The following is a 13,009-nucleotide window of genomic DNA, read 5'->3' on the forward strand; positions in this document are numbered from 1 at the left end:
CACCAATTGAGATTACATATTTTCAAGGTAGACATTAATATTTCTAGTCTCTTCCTCTTGACATTCAAATCTAAGAGTCTATAATAAATAATTACTTTCTACATTCTTCTTTCAATCTTCTAAAAATTTTATCCCCCAAAAAAGTAAAAGTAAAAGAGGTGAGTCGAATAATCTAAAATATCCCTTCATATAAGTATAAAATGAAGTTATGTTGATATGAAGTCTTACATAAAAAAACGCAATATGTAATAAAGCAGTGATATTGTAAGAAAATGTAGCATTGAATTGGATAACTGAAGAGAATTCATAAATTTTAGTCTTATATGAACGAATTAGAGGGTTATACGACATAGAAAATTATTTCGGAAACCGATATATTATTACTATTCCCTAATTTTTTTTGTGTACAATTCTCAGAATGTTTTTATGTTTATGAATTTAAGGTATTTCAGTCGTTTGAAATTATAGGAGGTGTATCGATTGAATACATTTAAGCGTTTAAAGGAATTTTACTGGCCGTATAAACGGTATTTTCTTGTATCTATTTTAACTTTACTAGCGGTAACAGGTATCACGGTAGTGTATCCAATAATTTTACAGATAACATTGGATACAATTATTTTAGGAGAAAACTTTCATCTCGTTCCATACGTATCGATCGGATTTTTAGTGTTAATGGCACTTAAAGGTGTGGCAGTTTATTTCCACCAATATTTAGGTGATCTTTTTGGAATTCGATCAGTTTATGAACTACGTAACGCGTTATACCGTAAATTGCAATTTTTGCCATTTCGCTATTACGATAACGCAAGAACGGGGGACCTCATGTCACGGTTAACTGCCGATGTAGAGGGATTCCGTTTCTTTTTGTCTTTCGGATGTGCGCAGTTAATTAACTTAGTAATGCTTGTAGGTTTAAGTATGGGTATTATGTTCTATTACAGTCCTTCGTTAGCATTGTTAACGCTTGCTGCAATGCCGTTTCTAGTTGTTACAGTATATCGGTTTGATAAAAAGGTTCACCCAGCATTTAAGGATATTCGAAAGTCTTTTGCAAGCATGACAACGAAGGTTCAAGAAAACATTAGTGGAATGAATACAGTTAAATCACTTTCGAAAGAAAACTATGAAATAGGTCGTTTCGATGACAAAAACAATGACTACAAAGATAAGTTTATTTATACTTCTGGAATTTGGGCAAAATTCTTCCCGTTGATGGAACTTATCGGTCATATTTGTGTCGTAGTTTTACTTGGCTATGGTGGGTTTCTCGTTATTCAGGGTGACATAACACCTGGGGTACTAGGTGCGTTCTTTAGTTTAATCTGGTACATCGTTGGACCACTTATGAACCTTGGTTTTATTATTAACATGTTTTCTCAATCGAAAGCATCAGGGGAACGTTTATTACAAGTGTTAGACGAAAGTGAAGATATTTTTGATGAGCCAGGTGCAAGGGAAGTAGAGCGTTTAGAAGGACACGTACAATTCAAAGATGTTACACATCGTTATGATAGTGAAGATGAACTTGCACTCAAGAACATTACGTTTGATGCTCCTCCAGGAAAAACCATCGGATTAATCGGGGCAACTGGTTCGGGGAAAACATCCATTACTCAGTTAATATCTCGTTTTTATGAACCAAGTCGTGGGGAGATTTTAATAGATGGATTTCCATTAGAGAAATATAAGTTAAAATCGATTCGCCATAATATTGGTGTTGTTTTACAAGAGTCATTCCTGTTCTCTTCCTCTATAAAGGATAATATTTCTTATGGCTCGCCTGAAGCAACGATGGAACAAATCATTGATGCTGCAAAGAGAGCACAAGCACACGACTTCATTATGGAGCTTCCTAATGGATATGATACCGTTTTAGGAGAGAGAGGAATGGGACTTTCTGGGGGTCAAAAACAACGTATTGCAATAGCAAGAGCGATATGTATCGATCCTAGTATTCTCATTTTAGATGATGCTACGAGTGCGGTAGATATGGAAACAGAAGCTAAGATCCAAGCTGCGTTTGAAGAAGTGATGAAAGGGCGAACAACGTTTATTATTGCCCATCGTATTTCGTCGTTAATGCATGCAGATGAAATTATCGTACTTGATAATGGAAATATTGTAGAAAGAGGAACACACGATGAATTAGTTGCTCTTGGCGGCAATTACAGAAACATTTACGACATCCAATTCAAAGATAGAAATACATTTTTACAGGAAGCAAAATAGGAGGTGAGCAGCTTGTCACAAGAAAATCAAGAAAAGAAATCAGAGGATCGTACACTGAAGCGTTTCCATTACTCCACGGATCAAGCAATCGAAAAACCGTTTAACTGGAAGCAAATGCTACGACTCTTTGGATATATGAAACCTTATTCAAAAAATCTATTGCCATTAGCTATTTTAGGTATGATCTTGTCAACGGCGGTTCGCCTATTAGCGCCTGTGTTAATTGGTAGTTATGCATTAGACAACTTAATTGAAGTTCGAGATATTAACTTTTTATGGTTAATGGTAGCAATTCTTACTGGAATGTATGTGATATCCTGGATCGGTAATGTTATTAGAATCTTCTATATGAATAAAGTAGGTCAGCATATTATATTTGATTTACGAAAAGCATTATTTGATCATATTCAGAGACTGTCACATCGTTTCTTTGATCAACGATCTGCTGGCTCCATTCTTGTTCGGATTACAAATGACGTTAACTCGTTACAAGATTTATTTACCAATGGGGTAATTAACCTTTTAATGGATATTATCATGCTTTTCGGAATTATCTTCATCCTATTCATGATTAGTCCAGAACTTACCTTAGCCATTATGGTGGTTCTACCAATCATGTTTTTTATCTCAACAAAGTTACGTCGAAATATTCGACGATCATGGCAGGACGTTCGTATTAAACAGTCCATGATTAACTCTCACTTAAACGAGAGTATTCAAGGGATTCGTGTTACTCAATCCTATACACAAGAAAAAGAGAACATCGGATTCTTTAATAAAATGAATTATGAAAACTTTGAATCTTGGAGAAATGCAACACAAAAGAACGCAATGTTTCGTCCTTTCGTGGAAATGAGTGGTGCTATTGGAACGGCTGTTCTTCTATCTTATGGTGTATTCCTTATTCAAACAACACCATTAACTCCTGGTCAGTTTTTCTCCTTTGCATTATATATTGGCATGTTTTGGGAGCCAATTTCCCGTTTAGGGCAAGTATATAACCAGTTATTAGTAGGTATGGCTTCATCCGAACGTATTTTTGAGTTTTTAGATGAAAGACCATCCGTACCAGAAAAAACGAAAGCGAAAAAGCTGAAAAACATTAAAGGTGAAATTCGATTTGAAAATGTAGAATTTGCTTACGATGAAGAAAGAAAAGCATTAAAAGGCATTGATTTGACAATGCACGCAGGTCAAACGGTTGCTTTAGTTGGTCATACTGGTAGTGGTAAAACAACGATTGTTAATTTAATTACTAGATTTTATGATCCAACGAAGGGAAGGGTAACCATTGACGGACATGATTTACGTGACATAACTCTTGATAGTTTACGAGAAAAAGTAAGTATTGTACTACAAGAAACGTTTATTTTCTCTGGTACGATTATGGAGAATATCCGCTTCGGTAATCCTAGTGCTTCAGATGAACAGGTAATAGAGGCAGCTAAAACTGTAGGAGCACATAAATTTATTCAGCAATTGAAAAATGGGTATGAAACAGAAGTGGAAGAGCGAGGGAATGTCCTTTCTGTCGGTGAAAGACAGCTATTATCATTCGCGAGAGCACTGTTAGCAGACCCACAAATCCTAATCTTAGATGAAGCAACTGCTTCTATCGATACAGAAACAGAGCAAGTCATCCAAGCTGCATTAAAACGTTTATTACATGGACGTACCGCGATCATGATTGCTCACCGTTTATCCACTATTCGTGAGGCGGATAACATTATCGTGTTAGAGCATGGAAACATATTAGAGCAAGGAAATCACGATGAGTTAATGAAGGAAAAAGGTGAGTATTACTCCCTTGTGAAGGCACAGTTTAAAGTGTTGGATGCGGGGTAAGAGTTACAAATTAGTTTGACAAAAAGAACGCACGGAATTTTCCTTAATTGGAAAATTTGTGCGTTCTTTTATTTAGTCTACCCTCGAAAATACGTGTATCAGACTAATATGGAATACTAACTTTGTTGTTTGTATTCCATTCGCTACTGCCCACTCCCTAGTTGGCAAGCCTCCTCGAGGAATTCTGCCTAAGTACGTGCCCACGTCCTGTGGGCAACGGCGTCATGTCGACATCCTGTCTCCGCTCTGCGGTGTCTCGCCTCTACTCTACTTCCCACTGGAGTTCCGTGGGCATTCGCTCTTTCATATGAAGTTGATGTTTCTAAAACATCTAATAACGTATTTTCATCCGTCATGGTGAGAATGTTCACTTGCATGGATATCTACTCAGAAAATACGTGTATCAGTTAATAGTAAACAAATATTATTACTAAGTGACCGAACTCCAGCTTTCATAGCAGTTTCGGTCGCCATAGAGTAGAGGTTTCAAAGTGACCGAACTCCAGTTTTCATAGCAGTTTCGGTCACCATAGAGCGTTCAAAGTGACCGAACTCCAGTTTTCATAGCAGTTTCGGTCACCATGAGGGGTTCAAAGTGACCGAACTCCAGCTTTCATAGCAGTTTCGGTCACCATGAGGGGTTCAAAGTGACCGAACTCCAGTTTTCATAGCAGTTTCGGTCACCATAAAGCGTTCAAAGTGACCGAACTCCAGCTTTCATAGCTGTTTCGGTCACCATAGAGCGTTCAAAGTGACCGAACTCCAGCTTTCATAGCTGTTTCGGTCACCATGAGGGGTTCAAAGTGACCGAACTCCAGTTTTCATAGCAGTTTCGGTCACCAAGAGGCGTTCAAAGTGACCGAACTCCAGTTTTCATTGCTATTTCGGTCACCATAGAGCGTTCAAAGTGACCGAACTCCAGCCTTCATAGCAGTTTCGGTAACCATAGGCCCTTCATAGTTCCCCAACTTTGATTTTCCTACCTTATACCAGCCAACTAACTATAGATCGTTTTAACTAGAAAAGTAGCTACCTATTTCTTCACTGTGCCTTTTCGATTCCGCAACTCTAGAACTAGATTTTCATTTGGTGTAACATACAATGTATTTTGTTGTTCATAAATGACGTATCCCGGCTTTGCACCACTTGGTTTTTTTACATGACGTACAAGTGTGTAATCGACAGGTACTTGGCTTGATTGTCGACTCTTACTAAAGTATGCAGCTAAATTTGCTGCTTCTAGTAATGTTTCATTACTAAACTGATCTCCACGAATGACGACATGGGAACCAGGAATATCTTTCGTATGGAGCCACGTATCCGATTGACGCGCAAAGCGGTTTGTTAAATATTCATTTTGTTTGTTATTTTTTCCTACATAAATATCAAGGCCTTCAGCAGATACATAATGATCCAATACAGGTTTGTCTACTTTTTTCTTTTGCTTTTTCTGCACCCGCTTTTTTATGTAACCTTCTTCCGATAGTTCCTCCCGAATTTCTTCAATATCTCTTGGTGATGCAGTTTCTACTTGCTGAATGACTTGTTCTAAATATACAATCTCTTCCTCTGTTTTCACGATTTGCTCTTGAACCACTGCAACGGAGTTTTTTAATTTATGGTACCGTTTAAAATAAAGTTGAGCGTTTTCGGCGGGAGATTTTCTCGGTTCTAAAGGAATAGTAACTGCTTTTTGCTCTGGGTCATAATAATCTACTACCTCGATTTCATTATCTCCACTTTTAATAAGATGCATATGTGCGGTTAATAACTCACCAAATCGTTGTTGTTTTTGCGCTTTGTCTGCATCTTTTAACGTTATTTCTAGTTTCTTTATTTTCTTTTTGTTTTTATTTAATTCATTTCGCAAAAACTTCTCTAAATCATTTGCCTGTTGCTTTACTCTATCTCTATCAGCTTTTCCGTGAAAATAGCGGTCTAGCATTTCATGGACAGTGGAAAATGTTTGAACTGTTCCCTTCTTATGGGTTAAATTTATAACAGAAAATGATTCGGATTCTCCAATAATTTGAGGGGTATAGTCATGATTTTTCACAGGTTCTAGCGTTTCCATAAAGGCTAAAGGTAGTGTTTCTTGATTCACGAGTTTTGCGCGCTTCATCATTTCTTGAATGATCTGTGGGGATAAACCACTAAACGTATTCAATAGTTGCTTATCTAGTTTTCCTTGATTAAAATAAAGCTTTCTTGTTACCTCCTCCAAGGAAACTTCTAATGGATTCAATTTATCTAAATAAGGAGGTTCCTTATATTCATGACCGGGGAGCACTGTGCGATAACTAGACAGTGATGGCGGTATGTGCTTAATGCTATCTATAATTTTGTTATCATCGTTATTAACAAATAATATATTGCTGTGTCTTCCCATCAGCTCGATAATTAACGTCTTTTTCGAAACGTCTCCAAGTTCATTTTTTCCAACAATAGAGAAGGTTACAATACGTTCAAGCCCATGTTGTTCCACTTTTTCAACAAAGCTTCCTTCTAAATGTTTGCGTAGGAGCATACAGAACATGGGTGGTTCTTGTGGATTATCAAATTTTTCATTCGTTAAGTGAAACCTAGCAAAGGATGGATTTGCTGATAAAAATAATGTGTGATTTTTCCCCCGAGCACGCACTGTTATAACTAAATCTGTTTTAAAAGGTTGATGTATTTTTACAATTCTTCCTGTAGGAAGTTTTTGTTGTAAGTCATGTGTAACTGCTCTTGTTACAATTCCGTCAAAAGACATATGGGATTCCTCCGTTTCTTCATACCTTCCTATTATATCAGAGGTAGTACTGCCTAGAAAGGTTAATGACTACTGTAGAAAATAACGACGAATGAATTAGAAGTTTATAGAAGGGAAGAATGTTAGAATATTAGTAAAATAATAAAACAGTGAAATCTAATTTATTTCTCTTGTTGTAAAGAGTAAAATTGTTTAGAATATAAATGTGGATGTGATAGAAATGATAATAAGTATGACAGGATATGGTCGATCTTCAAAGGAAAGTGGCGACCGTCACGTCACAGTAGAGATGAAGGCCGTAAATCACCGATTTTGCGAAATCAATATAAGGATGCCGCGTCAATTTTTCTTTTTTGAAGATCAATTAAAAAAAGTAATCTCTCGTTATATTAAAAGAGGAAAAGTAGATGTTTTTATTAATTTGCAAGGAGAAGGTATTGTTAATCGTACATTATCGGTTGATTGGGATTTGTTAAATCAATATCAACAAACCTTTGAAAAAATGGCAACAACATTTGAATCTGATCAAGCTTTACCGATTGACCGTTTGCTTTTGCATGAAGAGGTTGTAGATGTTCAGGAATCGGATGAAGTGACGGAAGAACTCCGAAGTATGGTTGTGAAGGCGACAGAAGAGGCCGTGCAGCAGTTGCGGCAAATGCGTGAAAAAGAAGGGCAAATGCTATATGAAGATTTCCAGGTAAGAATAGAAAAAATGAGCCAGGGTGCAGCTGAATTAAAGCAATATAGTCCAACTGTACAAAACAATTACCGTGAGAAACTAACAAAACGAGTTCAAGAGTTTCTAGGAGGTCAATTGGATGTAGATGAGGCACGAATCGTCACAGAAGTTGCCATCTATGCGGATAAATCGGACATTCAAGAAGAGTTAATAAGGATTGAAAGTCATTTAAAACAATTTGTACATATTTTAAATCAAAATGAGGTTGTTGGTAGAAAACTTGATTTTCTCGTTCAGGAGTTAAATCGAGAAATTAATACGATTGGTTCGAAAGCGAACGATGTATTTATTAGCCAACTCGTTGTTGATATGAAGTCTGAATTAGAAAAAATTCGTGAACAAGTACAAAATGTAGAATAAATTTGATAATAGCTTCACAATTTAAGATAAAGTTAGGGGAATGAACATGGACATCCGACTAATAAATATTGGTTTTGGAAATATCGTTTCAGCAAATCGAATTATTTCCATCGTTAGCCCAGAATCAGCTCCAATAAAAAGGATCATTACGGAAGCAAGAGAGAGAAATATGCTAATTGACGCAACGTACGGGAGAAGAACTCGAGCTGTAATTATTGCAGATAGTGACCATGTGATTTTATCAGCTGTTCAGCCAGAAACAGTGGCACAACGAGTATTCAATAACCGTGATGAAGTATCAGAAGAATAGAGAATTTTTAGGGGGTGTGTAGAAGGGAGATTGGAACCTATTTACACACCCTCGTCATTCGATTATTACTTTTTTTTACAAAGTTCCTTGAACAATAGACTAAAAGTATGATAAAACTTGAAGAAGAGATTAATGGTACTATGATTGCTGGAGGTTTTTTATGAGAAGAGAAAAAGGATTACTAATTGTTCTATCCGGTCCATCTGGAGTTGGAAAAGGAACTGTTTGTGGTGCACTTAGAAAACATGATACGCATATTCAATACTCTGTTTCTGCAACAACGAGAAATCCTCGTGCTGGAGAAGTGGATGGTATAAACTATTTTTTTAAGTCAAAAGAAGAGTTTGAATACATGATTGAAAATGATGAGCTTTTAGAATGGGCTAAATATGTCGATAATTATTACGGTACGCCAAGGCAATATGTGGAACAGACAATTGCCGCAGGGCAAGATGTTATACTGGAGATTGAGGTTCAAGGTGCACTCCAAGTGAAGAAAACGTTCCCTGAAGGAGTCTTTATTTTTCTGATGCCTCCAAGTTTAAAAGAGCTACGTAATCGAATAGAAGGTAGGGGAACAGAGTCCCAGGATCTTATTGATAGCCGTATGACGGTTGCAAAAGATGAAATTGAATTAATGGACAAATATGATTATGTAGTAGAAAATGATGAAGTGGAGCTTGCAGTGGAAAGAATTAAATCCATCGTTACAGCGGAAAACTGTAGAAAAGAGCGACTTATTCATCTTTATAAAGAATTAGTAGAGGAGTGATAGGATGTTAAATCCATCCATCGATTCATTAATGACAAAGATTAATTCCAAGTACACACTTGTTACTGTTTCTGCACATCGTGCGAGACAATTGCGGGAAAAGCCAGACCTTTATGAAAAAACAGCAAAATCGAAGTCTGTAAACTATGTAGGAATGGCTTTAGAAGAAATTGAAGCGGAAAAAATCACATTTAACAGACGTGAACAGTAAACAACCTTTTTCTTAGGTTGTTTTTTTTCTTTGAGGAGATTGTTCATCATTGTCTTTCGACGTATTTTTCGGTATCGTGTAACTAGAGTATTTAGAGTTTAATTGCCCGGAGGAGATTGTTCATGAAAAAGAATGTATTGCTTTGTGTAACTGGGGGAATCGCAGTATTTAAAGCTGCTGCATTAACAAGTAAATTAGTTCAAAATGGATTTAATGTGAAAGTAGCAATGACAAAGTCAGCAACTGAATTCGTAACACCTTTAACATTTCAAGCTTTGTCTCGAGATAGAGTCTATACCAATACATTTGAAGAAGCAGATCCAACGAAGATATCTCATATTGATGTTGCAGATTGGGCTGATATCGTAATGGTGGCACCAGCAACAGCAAATATTATCGGAAAGGTTGCTAATGGAATTGCTGATGATATGGTTTCAACTGTATTACTAAAAACAACCGCTCCTGTATTCATAGCACCTGCAATGAATGTACATATGTATGAACACCCAGCTGTACAAAAAAATATGGAAACACTTCGTTCATATGGATATTCTTTTGTAGAACCGAATGAAGGGTATCTAGCATGTGGGTATGAGGGGAAAGGAAGAATGGCTGAACCAGAGGATTTATTGCTAAAAATTCAACATTTTTTTTACAAACAAACTAATGCAGTGTGGCAAGGGAAAAAAATAATAGTCACAGCTGGACCTACGAGAGAAAATATAGATCCTGTTCGTTTCTTTACAAATCGTTCATCTGGAAAAATGGGGTATGCCATTGCGGAAGAAGCAGCAACTAGAGGAGCAGATGTAACGCTCATTTCTGGTCCTACCAATTTACAACCTCCAAATCAGGTGGAATTTGTTTCAGTAGAGTCAGCAAATGATATGTACGAAGCGGTGATGGAGAACTTTGGTGATGCAGATATTGTAATTAAAGCAGCAGCAGTTGCAGACTATCGTCCGAAACAAACATATGATCAGAAGATGAAAAAGAGAGAGGGAGAATGGACTATTGAAATGGAAAGAACCGCAGATATACTAAAAACAATGGGAGAGAAACGTACCCATCAAACACTAGTAGGATTTGCGGCAGAATCAGAGAACATTGAAATGTATGCTAAGGGGAAATTAGAGAAAAAAAGAGTAGATATGATTTGTGCCAATTCTATCACGGAACCGGGATCTGGTTTTCAAGGGGATACAAATGAACTAGTTTTATATAAAAAGACTGGCGATGTAATACATATTCCAATGACTCAGAAAGTGGAAGCAGCCAAATCTATTTTAGATGCAACGATGAATATACACATGGAGAGGCAACAATGATTGCAAAAGTGATTGTAGACGTAGCGTCCAATCAAACAGACCGTCTATTTGATTATCTTGTGCCAATGGATTTTCAAGAGCTTGTGACCCCTGGTATGAGAGTTGTAGTGCCATTTGGACCAAGGAAGGTACAGGGTTTTGTTATTGAAGTGACAAAAGATAGTGAGTACTCGACGAAAAAGTTAAAGTATGTGGAGGAATTCATTGATATGGAAGCCCCTCTTACAAAGGAATTACTCTCTCTGTCTTCTTGGTTAAAGGAAAATACATTGTCTTTTCACATTGCTGTGCTAAAAGTGATGCTTCCTGCTGCAATGCGAGCAAAGTATAAAAAGAAACTAGTTGTGAATCGGGAGAAGGACCTTGGAGGTTTACTACCTTCTACAATAAATAAGTGGTTCCCAGATGAGGATAGTGCACAAGATTGGGAAGAGCTATTAAAAAGAGTTTCTGAAGAGGAGAAAAAAGATATTCTTCATGCTCTAAAGACAAAAGAGTTGCTAATTAAACCTGTAGTAGGAACGAGAGAGACGAAAAAACTTCTTACGGTTGTAAAACCACTAGTTTCAGAGGAAGGTATGATCGATTTTCGGTCACACCTCCAAGCAAATGCTAAAAAACAACGCGATGTTCTTGACTATTTTATTCATCATAAAGAAGAAATACCGATCGTAGAACTTTCAGAAAAAATAAATGTCTCAAGAAACTCTATTACTTCCCTTGTTGACAAAGGGATCTTGCATCAAGAAGAAATGGAAATAAGAAGGGATCCCTATGCTGGGAGAGAGTTCCAGAAAACAAATCCGTTACCATTGATGCCCGAACAAGAAAAGGCTATAAAGCCAATCCTGCACTCCATCGAAACAGTGGAGCATAGAACATTTCTGTTACGGGGTGTTACTGGAAGTGGAAAAACAGAAGTTTACTTGCAAGCAATTGATAAGGTACTTTCCAAGGGGAAAGAAGCGATCATGCTCGTTCCTGAAATATCGTTAACTCCACAAATGGTGACTCGCTTTAAGGAGAGATTCGGTTCGGAAGTAGCTGTACTTCACAGTGCTTTGTCCACGGGGGAGAAGTATGATGAATGGAGAAGAATCCGAGATAAAAAAGTAAAGGTGGCGGTTGGAGCGAGATCTGCTATATTTGCTCCTTTTGAAAATATCGGGATGATTATTATCGATGAAGAACATGAAACGAGTTATAAACAAGAAGAAGCACCAAGATACCATGCGAGGGATGTGGCAATACAACGGGGAGAGTATTATCAATGCCCAGTTATACTCGGAAGTGCTACCCCTTCTTTAGAAAGTTATGCAAGAGGGAAAAAAGGTGTATATGAGTTAATTACGATGGAACATCGTGTAAATAATGTGAAACTTCCAGAAGTGACCATTATGGATATGCGGGAAGAGCTTCGAAAAGGAAATCGTTCTATGTTTTCCGAATCGTTAATTGAGGCAATGAAACTAAGGTTAGAAAGAAAAGAACAAATTGTCTTATTTTTAAACCGAAGGGGGTATTCCACCTTTATCCTTTGTCGAGACTGTGGTTATGTAGCGGAATGCCCTCATTGTGATATTTCGTTAACCTATCATCGAACGAACCAATCATTACAATGTCATTATTGTGGTCATACAGAAACGATCCCTTCTAGATGTCCTAGCTGTGAAGGGGATTCTATCCGATTTTTTGGTTCAGGAACGCAAAAGGTGGAAGAAGAACTAAAGAAGATTTTTGCAGAAATTCGCATCATACGAATGGATGTGGATACAACACGGAAGAAGGGCTCCCATGAAGAGCTTTTATCGAAGTTCGGACGTGGGGAAGGAGATGTTTTGTTAGGAACACAAATGATAGCAAAAGGTCTTGATTTTCCTAATATTACTTTAGTGGGAATTTTAGCAGCTGATGCCATGCTTCACATTCCTGATTTTCGATCAGCAGAACGATCTTTTCAGTTGTTAACCCAAGTTAGTGGAAGAGCGGGAAGACATGACAAAGAAGGAGAAGTAATTGTTCAAACATATACGCCAGACCATTACAGTATCCTTGATGTAAAGGAACATGATTTCGTTTCCTTTTTTCAAAAAGAGATGCTGCTTCGTAAGCAGGCAGGATATCCTCCATATTTTTATTTAGCACTTATCCATGTGAGCGATACGGATCTTACAAAGGTAGTCACTGTGACAGAAAAAATATGTCATTTTATAAAAGGGAAATTATCTCCCAATACAGTTGTTTATGGACCTGTAGCTTCTGCTATACCAAGGATCAAAGATAGATATCGATACCAATGCATGATAAAATACAAAGTTGAACCCAACTTAACAGAGGTTTTACAAGAAGTGATGAAAACATATCAAAATGAAATGGCAAAAACAGACTTGTCTATTATGATTGATACAAATCCTTATATGATGATGTAATACTTACGAGTGTTATGAAAGAGAG

10 protein-coding genes are annotated in these 13,009 nt (G+C 37.1%); 8 read left to right on the top strand and 2 right to left on the bottom strand.

The window, feature by feature from the left end; genetic code table 11:
* Positions 1 to 480: 480 nt before the first annotated feature.
* On the top strand, positions 481 to 2,232 hold the full coding sequence (locus tag ACERII_RS08830) for an ABC transporter ATP-binding protein (protein ID WP_373641652.1): 1,752 nt from the start codon (positions 481 to 483) through the stop codon (positions 2,230 to 2,232).
* Between the two features lie 12 nt (positions 2,233 to 2,244).
* Positions 2,245 to 4,077, top strand: coding sequence for an ABC transporter ATP-binding protein (locus tag ACERII_RS08835; RefSeq protein WP_373641654.1), 1,833 nt, complete (start codon positions 2,245 to 2,247; stop codon positions 4,075 to 4,077).
* A 188-nt stretch (positions 4,078 to 4,265) separates the two neighbouring features.
* Here ACERII_RS08835 and ACERII_RS08840 read toward each other — a convergent pair whose 3' ends face one another.
* Together ACERII_RS08840 and ACERII_RS08845 are read right to left on the bottom strand one after the other, a co-directional pair.
* On the bottom strand, positions 4,266 to 4,454 hold the full coding sequence (locus tag ACERII_RS08840) for a hypothetical protein (RefSeq protein WP_373641655.1): 189 nt from the start codon (positions 4,452 to 4,454) through the stop codon (positions 4,266 to 4,268).
* 656 nt (positions 4,455 to 5,110) lie between these two features.
* Positions 5,111 to 6,832, bottom strand: a complete 1,722-nt coding sequence (locus tag ACERII_RS08845) for an Rqc2 family fibronectin-binding protein (protein WP_373641656.1) — start codon at positions 6,830 to 6,832, stop codon at positions 5,111 to 5,113.
* A gap of 220 nt (positions 6,833 to 7,052) precedes the next feature.
* Here ACERII_RS08845 and ACERII_RS08850 point away from each other — a divergent pair, with 220 nt between their 5' ends.
* The 6 genes from ACERII_RS08850 (at position 7,053) to priA (ending at position 12,984) form a co-directional block, all read left to right on the top strand.
* Positions 7,053 to 7,934, top strand: a complete 882-nt coding sequence (locus tag ACERII_RS08850) for a YicC/YloC family endoribonuclease (RefSeq protein ID WP_373641657.1) — start codon at positions 7,053 to 7,055, stop codon at positions 7,932 to 7,934.
* A 46-nt stretch (positions 7,935 to 7,980) separates the two neighbouring features.
* Entirely contained in the window at positions 7,981 to 8,244 is a 264-nt protein-coding gene (gene remA, locus ACERII_RS08855; protein ID WP_373641659.1) for an extracellular matrix/biofilm regulator RemA, read from the top strand.
* A 160-nt stretch (positions 8,245 to 8,404) separates the two neighbouring features.
* A complete protein-coding gene (gene gmk, locus ACERII_RS08860) occupies positions 8,405 to 9,016 on the top strand; it encodes a guanylate kinase (protein WP_373641661.1) in 612 nt (203 codons plus the stop codon).
* 4 nt (positions 9,017 to 9,020) lie between these two features.
* Positions 9,021 to 9,227 (top strand): DNA-directed RNA polymerase subunit omega, encoded by a 207-nt coding sequence (gene rpoZ, locus ACERII_RS08865; protein ID WP_373641662.1) that lies wholly within the window; start codon positions 9,021 to 9,023, stop codon positions 9,225 to 9,227.
* 122 nt (positions 9,228 to 9,349) lie between these two features.
* A complete protein-coding gene (gene coaBC / locus ACERII_RS08870; RefSeq protein WP_373641664.1) occupies positions 9,350 to 10,555 on the top strand; it encodes a bifunctional phosphopantothenoylcysteine decarboxylase/phosphopantothenate--cysteine ligase CoaBC in 1,206 nt (401 codons plus the stop codon).
* Complete coding sequence (gene priA / locus ACERII_RS08875) at positions 10,552 to 12,984, top strand: primosomal protein N' (protein WP_373641666.1); 2,433 nt, start codon at positions 10,552 to 10,554, stop codon at positions 12,982 to 12,984. The genes coaBC and priA overlap by 4 nt, the downstream gene beginning before the upstream one ends.
* Positions 12,985 to 13,009 lie beyond the last annotated feature (25 nt).

The organism is Evansella sp. AB-rgal1 (assembly GCF_041820985.1).
Taxonomy (GTDB): domain Bacteria; phylum Bacillota; class Bacilli; order Bacillales; family Salisediminibacteriaceae; genus Evansella.

Bases quoted from the DNA above. Each gene is read 5' to 3' on its own strand.
- ACERII_RS08840 (WP_373641655.1), bottom strand. From the start codon at position 4,454: ATGCAAGTGAACATTCTCACCATGACGGATGAAAATACGTTATTAGAT.
- ACERII_RS08850 (WP_373641657.1), top strand. From the start codon at position 7,053: ATGATAATAAGTATGACAGGATATGGTCGATCTTCAAAGGAAAGTGGC.
- remA (WP_373641659.1), top strand. From the start codon at position 7,981: ATGGACATCCGACTAATAAATATTGGTTTTGGAAATATCGTTTCAGCA.
- gmk (WP_373641661.1), top strand. From the start codon at position 8,405: ATGAGAAGAGAAAAAGGATTACTAATTGTTCTATCCGGTCCATCTGGA.
- priA (WP_373641666.1), top strand. From the start codon at position 10,552: ATGATTGCAAAAGTGATTGTAGACGTAGCGTCCAATCAAACAGACCGT.
- coaBC (WP_373641664.1), top strand. From the start codon at position 9,350: ATGAAAAAGAATGTATTGCTTTGTGTAACTGGGGGAATCGCAGTATTT.
- rpoZ (WP_373641662.1), top strand. From the start codon at position 9,021: ATGTTAAATCCATCCATCGATTCATTAATGACAAAGATTAATTCCAAG.
- ACERII_RS08845 (WP_373641656.1), bottom strand. From the start codon at position 6,832: ATGTCTTTTGACGGAATTGTAACAAGAGCAGTTACACATGACTTACAA.